At 67.2% G+C, this 16,650-nt stretch carries 16 protein-coding genes; 5 read left to right on the top strand and 11 right to left on the bottom strand.

The genetic code is table 11. The annotated features are described in order from the left end of the window. Nucleotides 1-10 precede the first annotated feature (10 nt). On the top strand, nucleotides 11-829 hold the full coding sequence (locus WEG36_02780) for an inositol monophosphatase family protein (protein MEX1256522.1): 819 nt from the start codon (nucleotides 11-13) through the stop codon (nucleotides 827-829). Here the strand turns inward: WEG36_02780 and WEG36_02785 are convergent. The 6 genes from WEG36_02785 to WEG36_02810 form a co-directional block, all read right to left on the bottom strand. Beyond that, nucleotides 813-2,120, bottom strand: coding sequence for a hypothetical protein (locus WEG36_02785; protein ID MEX1256523.1), 1,308 nt, complete (start codon nucleotides 2,118-2,120; stop codon nucleotides 813-815). The two genes, WEG36_02780 and WEG36_02785, sit on opposite strands and share 17 nt — an antisense overlap. Nucleotide 2,121: 1 nt before the next feature. Beyond that, nucleotides 2,122-2,748, bottom strand: a complete 627-nt coding sequence (locus WEG36_02790) for a cytochrome c (GenBank protein ID MEX1256524.1) — start codon at nucleotides 2,746-2,748, stop codon at nucleotides 2,122-2,124. Continuing rightward, entirely contained in the window at nucleotides 2,741-3,268 is a 528-nt protein-coding gene (locus WEG36_02795) for a DUF3341 domain-containing protein (GenBank protein MEX1256525.1), read from the bottom strand. The genes WEG36_02790 and WEG36_02795 overlap by 8 nt, the downstream gene beginning before the upstream one ends. After that, nucleotides 3,265-4,647 (bottom strand): NrfD/PsrC family molybdoenzyme membrane anchor subunit, encoded by a 1,383-nt coding sequence (nrfD, locus tag WEG36_02800; protein ID MEX1256526.1) that lies wholly within the window; start codon nucleotides 4,645-4,647, stop codon nucleotides 3,265-3,267. The genes WEG36_02795 and nrfD overlap by 4 nt, the downstream gene beginning before the upstream one ends. Nucleotides 4,648-4,680: 33 nt before the next feature. Further along, entirely contained in the window at nucleotides 4,681-7,680 is a 3,000-nt protein-coding gene (locus WEG36_02805) for a molybdopterin-dependent oxidoreductase (protein MEX1256527.1), read from the bottom strand. 79 nt (nucleotides 7,681-7,759) lie between these two features. Further along, on the bottom strand, nucleotides 7,760-8,413 hold the full coding sequence (locus WEG36_02810; protein ID MEX1256528.1) for a cytochrome c3 family protein: 654 nt from the start codon (nucleotides 8,411-8,413) through the stop codon (nucleotides 7,760-7,762). Between the two features lie 142 nt (nucleotides 8,414-8,555). Between WEG36_02810 and WEG36_02815 the strand changes: the two genes are divergently transcribed. From WEG36_02815 to WEG36_02825, 3 genes are read left to right on the top strand one after another with little or no spacing between them, the layout of a single operon-like run. Beyond that, nucleotides 8,556-9,455, top strand: coding sequence for a DUF432 domain-containing protein (locus WEG36_02815; GenBank protein MEX1256529.1), 900 nt, complete (start codon nucleotides 8,556-8,558; stop codon nucleotides 9,453-9,455). After that, nucleotides 9,452-10,414 carry a mechanosensitive ion channel family protein gene (locus WEG36_02820; GenBank protein MEX1256530.1) on the top strand — a complete coding sequence of 321 codons (963 nt, stop codon included), beginning with the start codon at nucleotides 9,452-9,454 and terminating at the stop codon, nucleotides 10,412-10,414. The genes WEG36_02815 and WEG36_02820 overlap by 4 nt, the downstream gene beginning before the upstream one ends. Beyond that, nucleotides 10,411-10,698, top strand: a complete 288-nt coding sequence (locus WEG36_02825) for a hypothetical protein (protein ID MEX1256531.1) — start codon at nucleotides 10,411-10,413, stop codon at nucleotides 10,696-10,698. The genes WEG36_02820 and WEG36_02825 overlap by 4 nt, the downstream gene beginning before the upstream one ends. A gap of 356 nt (nucleotides 10,699-11,054) precedes the next feature. Here the strand turns inward: WEG36_02825 and WEG36_02830 are convergent, their stop codons facing one another. Further along, nucleotides 11,055-12,311, bottom strand: coding sequence for an ABC transporter permease (locus WEG36_02830; GenBank protein ID MEX1256532.1), 1,257 nt, complete (start codon nucleotides 12,309-12,311; stop codon nucleotides 11,055-11,057). Further along, nucleotides 12,308-13,294: an ATP-binding cassette domain-containing protein gene (locus WEG36_02835; protein MEX1256533.1), complete on the bottom strand. Its 987-nt coding sequence runs from the start codon at nucleotides 13,292-13,294 to the stop codon at nucleotides 12,308-12,310. Before WEG36_02835 ends, WEG36_02830 begins: the two co-directional genes overlap by 4 nt. 284 nt (nucleotides 13,295-13,578) lie before the next feature. Between WEG36_02835 and WEG36_02840 the strand changes: the two genes are divergently transcribed. After that, the gene (locus tag WEG36_02840; protein MEX1256534.1) at nucleotides 13,579-13,770 is read left to right on the top strand and encodes an AbrB/MazE/SpoVT family DNA-binding domain-containing protein; all 192 of its coding nucleotides are present in this window, start codon (nucleotides 13,579-13,581) and stop codon (nucleotides 13,768-13,770) included. A gap of 50 nt (nucleotides 13,771-13,820) precedes the next feature. On the opposite strand, the gene WEG36_02845 is transcribed toward WEG36_02840, so the two are convergent. Genes WEG36_02845 through WEG36_02855 form a run of 3 tightly spaced genes read right to left on the bottom strand, consistent with a single transcriptional unit; the run spans nucleotide 13,821 to nucleotide 16,625 of the window. After that, complete coding sequence (locus tag WEG36_02845; protein ID MEX1256535.1) at nucleotides 13,821-15,161, bottom strand: acyl-CoA reductase; 1,341 nt, start codon at nucleotides 15,159-15,161, stop codon at nucleotides 13,821-13,823. Beyond that, entirely contained in the window at nucleotides 15,158-16,303 is a 1,146-nt protein-coding gene (locus tag WEG36_02850) for a hypothetical protein (GenBank protein MEX1256536.1), read from the bottom strand. The genes WEG36_02845 and WEG36_02850 overlap by 4 nt, the downstream gene beginning before the upstream one ends. 16 nt (nucleotides 16,304-16,319) lie before the next feature. Next, nucleotides 16,320-16,625: a hypothetical protein gene (locus WEG36_02855; GenBank protein ID MEX1256537.1), complete on the bottom strand. Its 306-nt coding sequence runs from the start codon at nucleotides 16,623-16,625 to the stop codon at nucleotides 16,320-16,322. Nucleotides 16,626-16,650 lie beyond the last annotated feature (25 nt).

The following is a 16,650-nucleotide window of genomic DNA, read 5'->3' on the forward strand; positions in this document are numbered from 1 at the left end:
CGGCGTGGTGATGAAGGGGCCCCGGAACGACGGGCCATCTCTGGATCTCGCCGAGCTCCTCGAAGCCGCCGAGCGATTCGCGGTGGCCGCGGGTACCCTCACCCTCAAACACTTCGGGGCCCTTCTCGCCGCGGAAGCGAAGTCGGATGGCAGCCCCGTCACCATCGCCGACCGCGAAGCCGAGCGTTATCTCCGGTCCCGGATCCGGACGGCCTTTCCCACCCACACCATCCTCGGGGAGGAGTTCGGGGAAGAGGCCGGGTCGGCCCCGGTCCGCTGGATTCTCGATCCGATCGATGGCACGCGGGGCTTCATGCGAGGAGTTCCTCTTTACGGAGTCCTGATCGGGATCGAGGTCGAGGGAGAGGCCGCGGTTGGAGTCGCACACTTCCCCCCCCTCGGGGAGACGGTCTCCGCCGCCAACGGGTTGGGGTGCCGCTGGATGGTGCGAGGCGCCTCGGAAGCGCGTCCCGCCCGCGTCTCGGAGGTCACCGGGCTCTCGGACGCGGCCGTCCTCGTCACCGACCCCCGGGTCGCCCTCTCCCCTTCACTCGGCGAGGGATGGAAGAGGCTAGCCGCCCAGGTGGATCTCGCGCGGGGGTGGGGAGACGCCTACGGCCACCTCCTCGTCGCGACCGGGCGAGCTGAGATCATGGTGGACCCCATTTTAGCCCCGTGGGACGCGGCTCCATTTCTCCCCATCCTCCGGGAGGCGGGCGGACGTTTCACGGACTTTTCGGGGGTGGAGACGATCCACGGGGGGCGCGGGGTGTCCAGCAACGGACACCTTCACGCGGAGGTTCTGGCGCTGCTCAACCCGGCTGGGTGACGGGTCCCTCGGCCTCGACCATCTCGGGCTCGGGCTTCAGCTGCCAGAGCTGAATCACGGGGAAGGTGGAGAGGAACCACCGCACCCCTCCGGTGAAGATTCCGAGGAATCCGAGGGCGATCAGCGGCTCCCAGAAGGTGAAAGTCGGCGTTCCCGCCTCGTGCAGCGAGGGCGCGATGAGGAGGAAGCGCTCGAGCCAGACCCCCGTGAGGGCGAGCGCCGCCACTCCACCGAGCCACCAGGGGACGAGCTTCGGTGTCTTTCCAATCAGGGCCGCGAAGGGAACGATGAAGCAGAGCGCGACCACGAGAATCCCCAGCGGACCCCACTCCGGGCCGGAGCGCATGACGATCCACTCCTGCTCCCAGGGAAGTTTTCCGTACCAGATCACGAGGTACTGGGCGAAGAAGAGATAGGCCCAGAAGACGGAGAAGGCGAAAGAAGCCTTCCCGAGGTCGTGCAGCTGGTCGGAGCCGATATGCTCCCGGAGGTAAGGGTCGGAGCGCCGCAGGAGGACCGAGGTGAGCGCGGTCGCCAGGATTCCCGTCCAGAACGCCCCCATGAAAAACCACCCCGGAAGCATCGTCGAGAGCCAGTGCGGGACGAGTGTCATCGCCCAGTCCACGACGAAGAGGCTCATCACGACGGCGTAAACGAGCACGAGGGCAGGCGAGAGCGTCTTCAGCGTACTCCAGCTCCTCGCTTCCTCCTCCGCCTGCCCGCGCCATCCCCCCGAAAGGCGGCTCCGCCAGCGGGCCCTCCCCCCGTCCCCCTCTTCTTCGCCGGCTCGCTCCGGACCCAGGTCGGGTCGGAGCGCCCGCGCCATGAAGAGAAGTGAGAGGGAGAAGAGGACGAGCGCGCCCACCGCATTTCTCGCGACGAGGAAGGGGATGTTCAGGTAGGCGGCCTTTTTCTGGAGGATTTCATCCGTCGCGATCTCCTCGATCCAGTGGAAATAGTCCTCCCGGAGGAAAAGGAGCATCGGAACGAGGAGGAGGAAGGAGAAGGGAAGGAAGCTCCCGAATGCGAGAGAGATCCGCCGCACCGACCAGTTCCACCTCGCCTTCGTGATCGTGGTGACGGCGCAGAGGATGATTCCCCCCATCGCGACGCTGGTGAAAAAGAGCCAGTTCGAGACGTAGGCCTGCCAGGCACGGTCCGGGTCCGTCCCGAGGAGCACGGCGAAGGCGGCTACCCCGATGGCGACCATCACTCCGGAAACGAGGAGCGCACCCTTGCTCCGCGGGAGGTAGCGGGCTTGGAGCCCGGATGGGATCGAAACGTCGTGCATCCTACTGGCCCTGGAGCTGGCGGACGTAGTTCACGATGTGCCACCGGTCGAAGTGGGACACCTGGTGACCGTACTGGGGCATGGAGGCGCGCCCCACGCGAATGATCGAGTAGATGTACCCGTCGGAAAGTCCTCGCGCCTGCTCGGTGAGGAGGGATATCCCGAGGAAAGGAACGACCCGTGTGATCGGCCCATCACCCGCCGCCGAAATCCCGTGGCAGGGAGAGCAGGCCCGATTGAACATCTGCTCGCCCCGCGCGAGCGAGGCCTCGCTGACCGGGACCGGGTTCACGAGCCCGGTGATCTGGGGGTAATCCTCCGGAAGCCGTGCCGCGGAAGAGACCTCGATGGCCGTGACCGGCTCGGGGACCGGCGTCCCCTCGGGCTGCCCCAGGTTCACCATCCCCGGTCCAAGGGGGAAATTCCCCGAGGCGAAGGGAACGGCGCCCTCTGGCGGAAGGAGCGGGCTTTCGTAGCTCCCCAGCGAGGATTGGTCCCGCATGCTCCGCCCGAAGATGGCGACGAGGGCGTCGTCGAGCGGAGTGCATCCCGAACCCGCCGCGAGCAAAACGAGGACGGTGCCCCGCACGCCCCACCGTCCGACCGTCGGCACGCCCCGCTCAGCCATGGGATTCTCCCGTCGGATCGTCCTCGAGCCGCGCGGGTCCGCTCGACTCGAGAATCTTCCGCGCCGACGCGACGCGGTCGGCCGGGGCGGTTACGTACACGCCGAATCGGCCGGCCGAAAATTCGGGATCGTAGACGATGTCCCGGCGCGGATCGGGGACCCGCATGTTCCAGAAGACGCCGATCACGGTGGCGAGAACGCCGAAGAGGATCGTCATCTCGAACGCGATCACGACGTAAGCCGGCATGGAGAGGATCGGCTTTCCACCCGTGACGAGCGGCCAGTCGAGGGAAGTGAAGACGGTGAAGGCGAAGCCCGTCGCCGCTCCCGTGAGGCCGCCGACCAGGGTGAAGAGCCGTACCGGACTCGCCCCGTATCCGAGAGCCCTTTCGATGTGGTGCTCGGGGAAGGGGGAGAAGGCCGTGATCTCCTCGAATCCTTCACCACGGAGCTTCTCGATCGCCTCTACCGCGGCGTCCACATAGTCGTATGAAGCGAGAACGCCTTGCCGCGCGCTCATCCGTGCACCTCATGGCGCCGGCCGGGGCGCATCGGGGCCGGGACGACCTCCTTGATCTCGGCGATCGCGACCGGCGGAAGGAGCCGGACGAAGAGGAGGAACCAGAAGAAGAACCAGGAAAAGCTTCCCACGAGGATCCCCATCTCCGTCACCGACGGCCGGTACGTCCCCCAGGCGAAGGGCATGTACTCGTGCGAGAGCGAAGTCACGATGATCACGAAGCGCTCGAACCACATCCCGATGTTGATCAGGATCGAGATCGTGAAGAGCGCTGGGATCGAGTGCCTGACGCGCTTGAACCAGAGGAGGATCGGCACCAGCCCGTTGCAGGTGAGCATGATCCAGGTCGCCCACCAGTAGTTCCCGAACAACCGGTTCCAGAAGGCCTGCCGCTCTGGAGCTTCACCCGAATACCAGGCCATGAAAAACTCGGTCAGGTACGCATAAAAGACGATGAGCCCCGTGAGCAGGCAGAGCTTCGCCATCGCGTCGAAGTGCTTCGTAGTCAGGTATTTCTCGAGGCCGAACCACTTCCTCATCGGGACGAGGATCGTGATCACCATCGCGACCCCGGAGAAGATTGCGCCCGCCACGAAGTAGGGGGCGAAGATCGTCGCGTGCCACCCCGGGACGATCGCCATCGCGAAGTCCCAGGACACGACAGAGTGCACCGAGAGCACCAGGGGTGTCGCGAGCGCGGCGAGGTAGAGGTACGCCTTCCCGAAGTGGTGCCACTGTCTGTCCGTGCCCCGCCAGCCGAAGGAAACCAGCGTGTACAGCGTCTTCCGGATCGTCCCGGGCTTGGCCGCATCGCGGGCGGCCGCGATGTCCGGGATCAGCCCGAGGAGGAAGAAGAGCGACGAGACCGTGAAATAGGTCGTGACCGCGAAGACGTCCCAGACGAGGGGTGACCGGAAGTTCGGCCAGAGCATCCGCTCGTTCGGGTAGGGGAAGAGCCAGTACGCGTGCCAGACGCGTCCGAGATGGATCAGCGGGAAGAGGCCCGCCGTCATCACGGCGAAGACGGTCATGGCCTCGGCCGCGCGATAAATGGACTGGCGCCACTTCGCCCGGAAGAGGAAGAGAATCGCCGAGATGAGCGTTCCCGAGTGCGCGATACCGACCCAGAAGACGAAGGTCGTGATGTACACGCCCCATCCGACGGGTCCGTTCAGCCCGGAGAGGCCGATCCCGTTGATGATCTGGTTTCCCCAGGAGAAGGCGAAGAGTCCTACTCCCGCGGTGGCGAGCCCGAAGAGGAACCACCAGAGCTTCTTGGGTGGCTCCAGGACGCGCAGGACGGCGGAGTTGACCTCCCCGATCGTCTTGATGTCGGGGTGGGTCTGCGCGCCTCGCTCCCGTTCGGTTACCGTGGCCATTCGCGCGCCCCCGGACCCGCGTGCGGCGAACGCCTAGACATGGGCCTCCGGCACCGGGTGGAAGGTGACCTTTCGCAGATAACTCACCGCCGGCTGCGTGTTGATGAGGGCGTCGAGCACGCGGTACGTCCGTTCGTTCTGGGTGACCTGCGCCACGCGCGAGTTCGGATCGCGGATGTTCCCAAAGACGATCGCCTCCGCCGGACAGCTTTGTTGGCACGCGGGAATCACGTCTCCGTCGGCGGGCGTGCTGCCTTCGAGCGCATTGCGGTGCTCGGCTTGCCGGATCCGCTGCACGCAGAAGGAGCACTTCTCCATCACCCCCTGTCCGCGGACGGTGACGTCCGGGTTGTATTGCCAGTTCAGGGGCTCCGGGACGTCGGAGAAGGAGAACCAGTTGAAGACGCGGACCTTGTACGGGCAGTTGTTCGCGCAGTACCGCGTCCCGACGCACCGGTTGTAGACCTGCGCATTGAGGCCGTCGGGAGTGTGGTATGCCGCGTACACCGGGCAAACCGGCTCGCAGGGCGCGTTCCCGCAGTGCTGGCAGAGCATCGGGAGGAAGCGGATGTCGAGTGGTCCGGGGGCGTCCGCGTGCACTTCCTCGTAAAAGCGCTCGAGGCGAATCCACTGGAGGTCGCGCCCCATCATGATCTGGCTCTCCCCGACGACGGCGACGTTGTTCTCGGACTGGCAGGCGGTGACACACGCCGAGCACCCCGTGCACTTGTCGAGATCGATGGCCATCGCCCAGCGGACGGTGCCTTCGATGTCGTATTCTCCGTGACGCGCGCCCTCTAGAGGGAAGGCCGCCGGTGCGCCGTCGGTCTCCGTCGGGACGAACCCACCAACCCCCTGAAGCTCCTCGAGGTGCGCCTCCTCGTGGTGGAGCCCGTCCGCCTGAAGCGTCTCCAGTGCAACGGCGGGCGCGATGTCGCGCTCGTGCTGCTCGTCCGCTCCGGCCACGGTGGCGATCCGCCGCCAGTCGCCCGTCGGTTCGATCTGCACGCGAGTGGCGAGGTGAACCAGCGCGCCCGAGGTCTGCTCGACCTCGCCCGGAAGGAGGACCATGGGGTTCACCCCGTTTCCGTCCGCGAAGCGCCCGAAGCTCGTGTGGCCGCCCCCCATCGAGATGGAAGCCGCGCCGGGGCGGATCCCCGGATAGGTCCAGACCGGAACCGTGACCTCCCCATGAGGCGAAGTCACGCGCACGACATCGCCGGTGCGGACCCCGAGATCCGTCGCCGTGTCCGGGTGGAGCTCGACCCAGGAGTGCCAAGAGATCTTCGAGACGGGGTCCGGGAGCTCCTGGAGCCAGCTCCGGTTCGCGCCCCGTCCGTCGCCGAACCGGGAGGAAGGGGGGACGAGGAGCGCGAGTCCCTCTCCGTCGAGGACGGGGGGCTCGAAGGCGAGGACGCGGTCCGGGACCTGAAGGGCGGGGACCGCCGCCTCTTCCACGGGCAGCTCGACGACCCCCAAGCGAAGAGCTTCTCGCCAGAAGGCGTCGAAGCTTTCCCCCGGGCTACCGGACGCCGCATGCCGTTCGCTCCACCGAACCCGCAGGTAGTCGTAGAATGTCTCCGCGCCGAGGTCCTGCCCGAGCCGGCGTGCCGCGGCGAGCAGGATGTCGGCGCCGGGGCGCGCGTCGAAGTGGGGCACAGGGCGCATGGCGGGCTGCTGCACCGACCAGAGCCCGGGACGCGGATTCGCGTCCCCCCACGACTCGAGGAAGTGCCGGTCGGGAAGTACCAGGTGGGCGAGCCGCGCCGTCTCGTCGAGGCGGTCGGTGATCGCCACCGTGAACGGAACCGCTCCCACCGCCTGCGCGAACCCGACGCCCAGCGGGAGCGAGTAGGCGGGGTTCGTTCCAAAAAAGACGAGTGCCCGGGTCTGTGCCAACGCCGCGAGCGCCTGGGTCAGATCCCCCGTTCGGGTGGCTGCGGCACCCAGGTGCGCCCGCCCCGGGTGTACCGTCGTTCCCACGCTTCCCGCCACCGCGTTCAGGAGGAGGACAGCCAGATTCACCGCGGTCGCGTTGCGTCCCTGGCCGACGATGCCGGGTCCCACGGCGAGCCCCGGACCTTCCGAGACAAAGCGCTGCGCGAGCGCCTCGAGCGTCTCCGCCGGGATTCCCACCGCTCCGGCCACCGACTGCGGATCGTAGGCTGCGAGGAGCTCGGCATAGGGGCCCGCGTCCGCGCCACCTCTCGCGATGACGTGGGCGAGGGCGAGAGCCACGAGCCCCTCCGCCCCGGGATCCACGGGCACCCACTCGTCCGCGTTTTGTCCCGTGAGGGAGAGCCGTGGTCCGATGAAGACGAAGCGTCCTTTCTGGTGCGCTTCATCCGTGCTGGACGCGCGCGCGAACCCGCGGGCGTGTTCGACGGGGGAGAGCCAGCTCTCGAGGAAGTCGGCGCCGAAGGAGAATACGATTCCGGCCGCCTCGAAGTCGAAGGTCGGGACCTGGTCCGTCCCGAAGGCGATCCGCGCGGCCTCCCTGAGCGGGGCCTCCGAAAGTGCCTCGTATTCGATCCGGCGGCCGCCGAGAGCCTGGACCCAGCTCTCCTGGAGCGCGGTGAGGGACGGGCCAGTCCGCCCGCTGACCAGAAGGACGTCCGGCCCGGCGCCACGCAGTCCCTCGGCCAGCGCGGTCTCCGCTTCTTCCCAGGAGATCGCGGTGAAGGTCTCTCCGTCCCGGCGCATGGGGGAGGCGAGGCGGTCCGGATCGTAGAGAGCCTGGAGCGACGAATGCCCACGCGAGCAAAGGGAGCCCCGTGAGATCGGGTCGTGCGGATTCCCCTCGAGCTTGATCGCGCGCCCTTCGCGCGTCTTCACCCAGACCCCGCAACCCGCCGCGCACTCTCCGCAGGCGGTCGCGTACCAGGTCGCGACGCCTGGAGTGATGGTCTCGGGGGGGGTGAGATAGGGAATCAGCTTCTCCACCTCGCCGGTGGAGCAACCGACGAGCCCCGCTCCGGCGCTCGTGACACCGAGCACCTTGAGAAAGTCCCGCCGCTTGATTCCTTCGCTCATCTAGCTCTCTCTGGATCCAGCGACTTTCGGGGCGGGGCGGACATCGCGCGCCTGCGCCCCCGAATCGCCGGAACCGTCGTCAATAGTGACAGACCGTGCAGTCCCGGGAAGCTCCCAGCGCGACGTGGCAGTTCACGCACCACCCCATCGTGAGGGGCTGATTCACCTGTTCGATGACTCCCATCCCCTGCACGTTCCCGTGGCAGGCGGTGCAGTTCACGCCTGCCGAGATGTGGCGCATGTGCGGGAACTGCACGTGATCGGCCACCTTGTAAATCCGGTTCCACGGGATGGGCTCCCCCCGCTCCGCGTATCCACGCAGCTTCACGATCTCGTCCGGATTCTGGCTTCCCGACACGAAGGAGTGGCACCCCATGCAGGTCGCGACGGGCGGGATGCCGGCGCTCATGGAGCGTTCGACCGAGAAGTGGCAGTATTGGCAGTCGATCTGGAAATCCCGGGCATGCCGGTCGTGGGGGAAGGCGATCGGCTGGGAAGCCGGGGCTGCCTCCTCGGGCGTCGCGCCCGCGCTGTCGGACTCGGCCACCTGGGCTTCCACGGCCTGCGGTTCCGCAGTCTGTGCCTGGGCTTCCCGGAGAATGGATTCGAAGGGATTCCCGGAGTCGGTTCCGGGCACCGCGGGCCGGCTCGAAAGGGCGAACCCGAGGCCGGCGATGGCCAGTCCCGCGATCCCCAGAACGCCCCCGCGGACGATGGACGAGCGCTTCTTCATCTCCCCCCAAAGTCTCTGTCCCAGATCGGCCGGGAGACGTGCTCTCCCCGCTCTCCGACCCGCGAGCACATTCGCCTGCCCGCGAAACTGGGCCGGAAGTTACGGAGCCCCGCCCGGGGCGTCAACGTGCGGCTCGGCAGGGATGAACCGCGGTCCGATCGGTTGCTTCGACGGGGGTGCGTCCGGCAGATTCCGGGTCATGATCCAGACCGATTCGCTTGCCGAATTGCCCGCTCCCTGGGGGAGCTACGACCTCTCTTCCGGAGAGCCTCGGGCCGTCCGGATCGGCCCCAGGGATCTCTGGCTCCACCGGCGCAACGGCGAGATCTGGTTGGCGCTCGGCCCCCCGCCTTCAGGGTTCGAAATCCGTACGAGTCGTGACGAGGCACCACCGAGTGTTCCACCCGAAGGGAGCGGCTGGTCCCGCTGGGCGACGCCGAGTGGAGAGGCGAAAGTCTCCCTCCGGCCGGTCTTCCCCGACCGAGCGCTCGTGCTCCAGCCGGAGCGTCCCTTCCGCCTTCTCCCTCGGGCGAAAGCCCGCGTCTATGTACGCGTGCCCCTCTGGGTCCGTGTCGAGCTCCCACTGACGGACACGCCGAATCGCACCGCCCTCCTGGACGAGATTCCACTGAGCCCCCTCTCGGACACCTGGTGGGGCGCGCTGTCGCACGGTGAGCTCGCCTATTGGCTTCCCACGACGGCCCGGAGGGAGATGCGGCCCGAGCTCTGGTCCCCTCACCTCGCGGCCTGCCCTCTCCTCGTGACGAACCAGGCGTCGGACGACCTCCAAGTGGAAAAACTCGCCTTCCGGGTGGCCCACCTTTCGTTGTTCACGGCGGAGGGTCGTTTCTGGGCGGACGAGTCGGCCGTCACCTATCTGGGGGAAGGGGAGGGGGCCCAGGTGGAGATGGCCGGTCTTCCTCCGGCTGAGGCGCCGAATGGGCGGCTCGTGATGGGTCCAAGGATTCCGGCGCATCGGGGAATGCGTGCGCGCACCTTCGGGCGACTTGCCGCGTTCCCGTTTCCGGGAGGTGGAGAGTGATCGGGCTCTTTTCCCTGCTCGTCATTGCCCAGGAGTCCACTCCGGTCGAGGTGGCCGACGCGATTCTCCCGGGGCTCGGATTCGGTTGGGGAGAGCTACTGCGCTCTTCCGCGATGCTCGTCGTGGGACTCCCCCTCCTTCTCTTCGCGTCGCGCTGGGCCCGCCGCACCGTCGGAAGCCGGTATTCGGCTCAGCGGGGACTGATCGCGGGGAAGATCGTCTTTTATCCGGGAATCATCGTCCTGATGATTTCCATCCTGGGCGAGCTCGGCTTCGGGCTCACTCCGATCCTCGGCGCCGCGGGGGTCGTCGGGATCGCGATCGGCTTCGCTTCACAGACGTCGGTGTCGAATATCATCTCGGGACTTTTTCTGATCGCGGAGCGCCCCTTCGAGGTGGACGACGTGATCCAGGTCGGTACGACCACGGGGCGCGTTCTTTCCATTGATACTCTTTCGATCAAGCTCCGCACCTTCGACAACAAGTTCGTGCGCATTCCGAACGAGACGATCGTGAAGAGCGAGGTGACGACGCTCACCCGCTTCCCGATCCGACGACTCGATCTGAAGGTGGGGGTCGCGTATCGGGAGGATGTGGGGCGAGTTCGGGGGATCCTCCTCGACGTGGCTGCCAAGAATCCCGCCGCCCTGATGGAGCCCTCTCCAGTGGTTTTTTTCGAGGGGTACGGGGAGTCGTCCGTGGACCTGCGCCTCGGTGTCTGGGTCGTCCAGGACAAATATCTCGGCCTGAAGAACTCCCTCCCCGAGGAAGTGAAGGCGCGGTTCGACTTGGAGGGAGTCGAGATCCCCTTCCCCCATCGGACCTTTTTCCCGGGCCTGGACGCCGGACCGCTTCAGGTGCGACTGGTCGGGGAGGAAGAGGGGGATCGAATGGAGGAACTCCGAGGTAACGGGGAAACGGATCCCGAACTCACAGGCTCGGACGAGGAATCCCGATGAGCCCACGTGCGCCCGAGCCGCCTCCTTCGTCCGGTCAGCACCTCGCCACGGTCAGTCACGACGGGCGATTCTGGGACGTCTATCTGGAGTTCGAGGACGATCTCCGCCGTCCGGATGCCTTCCGGGCCCTCCTCGCGTATTCGCCCGCGGATCGTGCGGATGGCGAGAAGATGCTTCGCACGATCCCGATCATCATCGAGGCGTCCTACGAAGAGGCGGTGCGGCGGGCGCGCGACCTCGAGGATCACCAGTTGATCGCGTTCCTGAGGTCGCTGCTTCCTTGACGAGTTGCGGGACGTGGGGAGCTCTGCGGCTCCCTGCCATCCGCGGTGCAACACTTCTCGCTATCCTCCTCTCTCCTCCGCTCCTGGACGGTCGCCGCAGAGCTCCCCACGTCCCGCAACTCTCCCGGGCGTCAGCGATATTTGCGTTGGGGAATCGTCATGCACTTCCCCAAATGAGGCCCAGCTCATCCCCGGAGAGCAACCGGAAGCGGTGGGCGCTAGGGGGCGTCGTGCCGCGACCGTCCGGGAGCGGGGGACGAAGGAAGATGGCCAGAGGACCGCGCACTGCGGACGGAAGGGAGCGGCACGACGCCCCTTCGCGCCCGCCGCGCCGGTCGGCCACACCAACAAGGGAGCTAGGCCTCCCGAATCCACCGCCAGAGCTCGGGAATCGTGGGTCGCTTGCCCTGCATGAGGATCCCGACCCGGTAGATCCTTCCCGCGATCCACGCTGTCGCGAAGAGCGTCGCGGTCATCAGGACGATCGAGAGCAGAGGCTCCCAGAGCGCCGTCGCCCCGGCCGCGACGCGGGCGAACATCAGGATCGGTGAGAAAAACGGAAAAAGCGAAGCGGCGATCGCGAAGGGCGCCGCCGGGTCGTCCATGACGGGCGCGATCGTCGCGATCGGGAGGACGATCAGCATCACGACCGGAAACTGGATCTGATGGGCCTCCTGTTCGTTCGAGCACATCGCGCCCACCGCGGCGAACAGCGAGGCGTATATGAAGTACCCCAGAAGGAACGAGATTCCGAAGAAGGCGAAGACGCCCGGGCCCGGGATCCCTTCACGCACTTCGTCGAGGAACCCCGGGTCCGGGAGGAATGCGATCGCGGAGGGGATCCCGATCGAAACGATCAGCGCGCCCGAAAGGATCCAGATCGAGAGCTGGGTGAGCCCCACGGCGCCGACCCCCAGCACCTTGCCCAGCATGAGCTCCCAGGGGTGCATCGAAGAAATGATCACCTCGACGATGCGGGTCGTCTTTTCCTCGAGCACGGCCCGCAGGACCGTGGTCCCGTATACGAGGATCACGATGTAGAGGATGAAGGCCCCGAGAAGGCCGGCCACGAGCCCCGTGCCCCGCGACTCCTCATTCACGGCCTCGGGGTCGAGAAGCTCGACGTCGAGGCTTCCTCCCCCCAGCAACGCCGAGAGCTCCTCTTCCGAAGCCGCCGCTCCGAGTCGCGCGGCGAGCGCCGCCTGGCTGAGCGCCTGGCGAATGCCAAGGCTCCGGATCGCGGATGGTGGCGACTCCCCGATCCACCGGCCAGTGCCGCGTTCGAGTGTCCCGGCGTCCACTTCGAGAATTCCGGCCAGCTCGCCCTCGGACGCCCGTCCTCGTAGCCCCTGTTCGGCGGGCGTGCCCGGCGCGACGACCTCCACTGTGATGTCTCCCTCCTCGAGTCGGGCCGCGAGGCCGTCCGCGAGCACGCCCGTTCGGTCCACGAGCGCGATGCTCCGGGAGGCGTTCTGGTCTCCCATCTCCATCGCCACGGTGAAGGCGACGAAGCCGACGAGGATGACCGGCCCCGCGATCGTGCCGATCAGGAAGCCGCGCGTCCGCACGCGCTGCAGGTACTCCCGCCGTATGACGATGCCGACGTTCCTCATACGTCAGCTCCTGGGCGGGCCGTTTCGCGAGCGAAGTCGAGCCGGTCGCCGGGCGCACCTCTGGACGCGGTGACGTGCCGAACGAAGATCTCGTGGAGGCGAGGCTCCATGAGCTGGAACCGCCGCACGCGGACGCCCGACGCCACAGCCCGTTCGAGGAGGGAATGGGGATCCGCCCCGTCCTCGATCTGGACGCGAACTCCCGTGTGGGTCCTCTCCACGTTCAGGACCTCCCGCCCCCGAACCCAGCCATCATCCCCCTCGAAGTCGATCGCGACCACTCCCCCGCTTTCCTGCCGCTTCAGCTCCCTCAGGTCTCCATCCAGAATCCTCCGCGACTGGGAGATGAGACAAACCCGTTCGCAGAGGCGTTCGGCCTGATCCATGAGGTGAGTGGAAAAGAGGATGGTGACGCCCGCTTCGTGGAACTCCCGGACGATCGCCTCCATAAGGTCCTGATTGATGGGGTCGAGCCCCGAAAAAGGCTCATCCAGCACGAGGAGGTCGGGACGGTGCAGGACGGTGCCGATGAACTGGACCTTCTGCTGCATTCCCTTCGACAGGTCCTCGACCTTTTGGTCCGCGCGATCCGTGAGGTCGAGCCGCTCCAGCCAGCGGGCCGCCTCCCTCTGCGCTTCCTTGCGCTCCATCCCGCGGATCTGACCCAGGAAGACGAGTTGTTCCAGCACCTTCATCGCCTTGTAGAGCCCGCGCTCTTCGGGGAGGTATCCGATCCGGTTCCGCCCCGTCTTGGCGGGGTCGCTCCCAAGAAGGGAGACCGTCCCCCGGTCCGGGCGCAGGATGCCCATGATCATGCGAATCGTCGTGGTTTTTCCGGACCCGTTGGGTCCCAGGAGCCCGTAAAGGCTTCCCCGGGGCACTTCGAGGTCGAGCTCCGAAACCGCGCGGAGCTTCCCGAAGTCCTTCGTGATCCCCTGGAGCCGCACGGCCACGCCATTTGCGTCGTCACTCAATTGGTGCATACGCTAAACGCCCATCACTTTTTGTGGGCATAAGGGCGACTCGTGCCGCCCGCTCCCCGCAGGATGCGTTCTCTCGGCTGATCTTGGTGCCCCCCGACTGTCCGATGCCCGACGGGTAGTCGGACTCCCTACGCATGTGGGCCGAAAGATCTTCACGGGAAGCGGATCTCCAGCCCGGGATGCGGGGTTCTACCGGGTTATCCGCGGACCGGCGCGGACGGGGACCGGACCCACCCCTTCCACGAGTTTTTTTCCCACCCTGATGAGATCCCAGAGGAGACCGGATGGCCATCTATCGGACCCGTTACTATAGCGACGTGACCGTCGGTGTCGGGGGGAGGATCACGATTCCTCAGGACATGCGCGACGATCTCGGGATCGAGGAAGGGGATGTCCTCACCGTTCGCGTCGAAGAGAACTCCGCGGGAACCCGTCAGATGGTCGTCTGGCGCTCGGAGCAGCAGGCCGACGATTGAGGTGGGGGGCACCTTTCCGGGCTGTCGAGACGTACCGACAGTAATATTCGTCAAAGAATGATCGCGCTGTCTGTCAGGTCGTTCTCCACAGCGACCCAGCGGACCAGGGCGAGCAGGGGTCCCTGACCGTCGTGGCGCCACCAGGGAGGAGGCCAGGGCTGGTCACGGAAACTCGTTACGCGGGTGATCCCGGAGCGCACCAGGCGCTCCGCCACTTCCAGACGCGCCTCGGCCGGGCCGGCGACCGCAATGGACTGGAGCACCGACCCATAAGGTCCGAGGACTTCCGCGAGAAGCCCCAGCTCCTCGATGGCTCGGACCCGAACCGTGCGTCCCCCGCAGGTTCCGATCGGGCGATCCGCGGACTCGAAGAGGACGGTCCAGCTTCCCTTCTCCCCGCCCAGCGCGAGATCCGCGGACCCGGCGGCTCCGCGCACTTCGGCCGCTGCCCTCAGCTGCTGGATCTCGGTGGCTAGTCCCGCCTCGAGCGGGGCGGCGGGGAGCACCGCCTCGGTCTCTTCGAGCGACTCTCCGAGAAGAGCCGCCCACTTCGGCGGAGAGACGTGCCCCCCCTCCTCCACCCATATCAGATGTGGCGAGACGCACCCGCGCTGCTCGAAGAGAACGGCCGCCAAGGCGGCTTCCCCGGCGGCCGCCCGGGCCGACTCTTCGGAATGGAGTGCGGCGCGGGTCACCCCTCCGACCGAGATGCGGTGGTGGTAAGCCACCAATGGGGTCGTGGGAGGCAAGCGCTTCCGAATGGAGTCCACGGTGTCGAGCCCTCCGTATACGACCACCCGATCGGCGGATCGCAGGGCGGCCGTCTCGAGGGCGCTCCCGTCCTCGCCGGGCCAATACTCGACCGCGGCCGCGCATGCGAGACGAGCGTCCTCCTCCTCGAGTCCTCGAAGGAGGAGGCTGGGGAGGGCCTGGTCGCCGAGTCCCGGCTTGAGGAGCACGGGGCATTTCACGAGAAGGGAGCGGAGGAGCGAGGTTGCGCCGACCCCGGGAACGCTCCCCGCCCCCACGTGAAAGGCGAGGCGCCCCCCCACCGCGCGGAGGAGGGACGCCCCCGGTCCGGGAACGAATCCGTCGAGGACCCTGGGATCGGGGAAATCTCCGTGGACGAGACTTTCGAGACGCTCCCTGGTCCAGTCGCGCGCCATCCCTTCCACGACCGCGTTCGCCATCCGCGCCGAAAATCCGGCCTCCAGCGCAACCTGCTCCTCTGCCTCGACCCGGAGCGAGTCCCGAGGGTCGAGGAACCGTTCACCGACACGGCCGAGCACTTCGACCAGGTCGGCGACGGGACGGTCCGTGAGCGCGTCTCCCGCGTCGCGCAGGGCGCGGAGGAGCGTTTCCGCGCGGGTCTCCGGTGCGAGCGCGTTCAAGGGCCTCCCCCTCGGGCCAGGAGGAGATCTTCCATGGAGAGGGAGCAGCCACGCGGCTCGGACCCCACGATCCGTCCGCGCAGTCGAAAACCGCCCTCTGTCGTCACGCCCAGATCTTCTGTCAGGATGGCGGTGACCGAATCCAGATTGGCGAGGTCGAGATGCGAAAGGAGCCCGGGTTCTCCGCGGGCGACCGGTTCGAGCGTCGAGGGGTCGAGCACCCGGGTCCGCACCCAGGGGGGGCCGACGTGCCAACGGTTGGCGAGCCGGTGGGCCCGGTCGTCGCGAAGCACCGGTTCGTAGAACTGCGAGAGCATCTCCGTCATCCCATATTCGCTCACCATCCGCGACAAGGGGAGGCCGAGCCGCTCCTGAAGCCACCCATACAACTCCTCTCTCGATACCCGGCGAGCTCGCCCCTTGAAGCCTCCGGTCTCCAGGAGAACCGATCCCTCGGGGAGAACGAAGCTCGGGCCGCCGCCGCTCCGGTCGAGCCAGTGGACGAAGGCGAAGGCCGTTCCCGCAAGGAGGACGGGAGTGCCGTCCGCCGCCGCCCCTGCGAGCGCCTCTCTGAATCTCTCGGATCGCAGCTCCCAATCGGCGTCCGCGAAAAAAGCCCCCTCGGCGTCGCCCCACGCCTCGGCGATCGCGCCGACCATCGCGGAGAGCGAGGAGTCGGGCCGATCCGCCGGCGACGGGAGGAGCGCGAGAACGCGAACCGGCTCGGGAGTCTCCGGGTCGGGGCGGAGATACACCGTCGCGGTCGCGAGGAGCGATGCACGGTAGAGGGAGAGGTCGCGGACCCGGTGCTCGCCTCGTGCCTCCGCGCCCTGGGTTGTCCCGCTCGTCCGGAAGATGGCTTCGGGCGGCTCCGACCCGGCGCACACGAGCGGGACTTCCTTGAAGGCCCGGCTCGGGACGGCGGGAATCCCACGCCAATCCTCGAGTGCGGCGGGGTCGATGCCCCGGTTGCGGACGAAGGTCCCGTAGACCGGATTCGCGTCCACCTGGTATCGGAAGATCGCGAGCGCCAGCTCGTTGAAGGCTTCGTCGGTCCAAGGACGGCCGGCGCCCTTCCCGATCTCCCGCTCGAGTTCCCCACGGAGCGAGACACGGCACTCGGCGAGGGAAGCGCGGGTCACGGCCTTCCCCGGTCGCTCAGGACGACGATCGGCGAACCCTGCCGGGCTCGAGTCCACCCGCCAGGAGGATCTTCGCCTCGAGCCGCTGTCCCTCCTCCTCGAGGAACGCGAGGATCTCCTCGATACGCGCTTCGGCGCCCGCGTAATCCGTTGCCGGAAAGTCGTCCCCCTCCGCGCTCCGGATTGCGCCGACGAGCGCGTGCAGCTCCCGGCGGCTCTTTTCGACCGACCGTCGCAGGCGGTTCAGCGCCTTTCTCGCTTCGGATTCGATGGTGCCCATGCGGAAAGGGTGGGGGATCTCTCCACCCCGAGCAATGGCCATTCCCGCCGCCTCTCTATACCATCCC

The organism is Gemmatimonadota bacterium (assembly GCA_040882465.1).
In the GTDB taxonomy this organism is placed as follows: domain Bacteria; phylum Gemmatimonadota; class Gemmatimonadetes; order Longimicrobiales; family Gaopeijiaceae; genus JBBEBG01.

Excerpts from the sequence above, each read along its gene's own strand:
- WEG36_02780 (MEX1256522.1), top strand. The coding sequence starts at position 11 with ATGAAGGGGCCCCGGAACGACGGGCCATCTCTGGATCTCGCCGAGCTC.
- WEG36_02785 (MEX1256523.1), bottom strand. The coding sequence starts at position 2,120 with ATGCACGACGTTTCGATCCCATCCGGGCTCCAAGCCCGCTACCTCCCG.
- WEG36_02790 (MEX1256524.1), bottom strand. The coding sequence starts at position 2,748 with ATGGCTGAGCGGGGCGTGCCGACGGTCGGACGGTGGGGCGTGCGGGGC.
- WEG36_02795 (MEX1256525.1), bottom strand. The coding sequence starts at position 3,268 with ATGAGCGCGCGGCAAGGCGTTCTCGCTTCATACGACTATGTGGACGCC.
- nrfD (MEX1256526.1), bottom strand. The coding sequence starts at position 4,647 with ATGGCCACGGTAACCGAACGGGAGCGAGGCGCGCAGACCCACCCCGAC.
- WEG36_02805 (MEX1256527.1), bottom strand. The coding sequence starts at position 7,680 with ATGAGCGAAGGAATCAAGCGGCGGGACTTTCTCAAGGTGCTCGGTGTC.
- WEG36_02810 (MEX1256528.1), bottom strand. The coding sequence starts at position 8,413 with ATGAAGAAGCGCTCGTCCATCGTCCGCGGGGGCGTTCTGGGGATCGCG.
- WEG36_02815 (MEX1256529.1), top strand. The coding sequence starts at position 8,556 with ATGAACCGCGGTCCGATCGGTTGCTTCGACGGGGGTGCGTCCGGCAGA.
- WEG36_02825 (MEX1256531.1), top strand. The coding sequence starts at position 10,411 with ATGAGCCCACGTGCGCCCGAGCCGCCTCCTTCGTCCGGTCAGCACCTC.
- WEG36_02830 (MEX1256532.1), bottom strand. The coding sequence starts at position 12,311 with ATGAGGAACGTCGGCATCGTCATACGGCGGGAGTACCTGCAGCGCGTG.
- WEG36_02835 (MEX1256533.1), bottom strand. The coding sequence starts at position 13,294 with ATGCACCAATTGAGTGACGACGCAAATGGCGTGGCCGTGCGGCTCCAG.
- WEG36_02840 (MEX1256534.1), top strand. The coding sequence starts at position 13,579 with ATGGCCATCTATCGGACCCGTTACTATAGCGACGTGACCGTCGGTGTC.
- WEG36_02855 (MEX1256537.1), bottom strand. The coding sequence starts at position 16,625 with ATGGCCATTGCTCGGGGTGGAGAGATCCCCCACCCTTTCCGCATGGGC.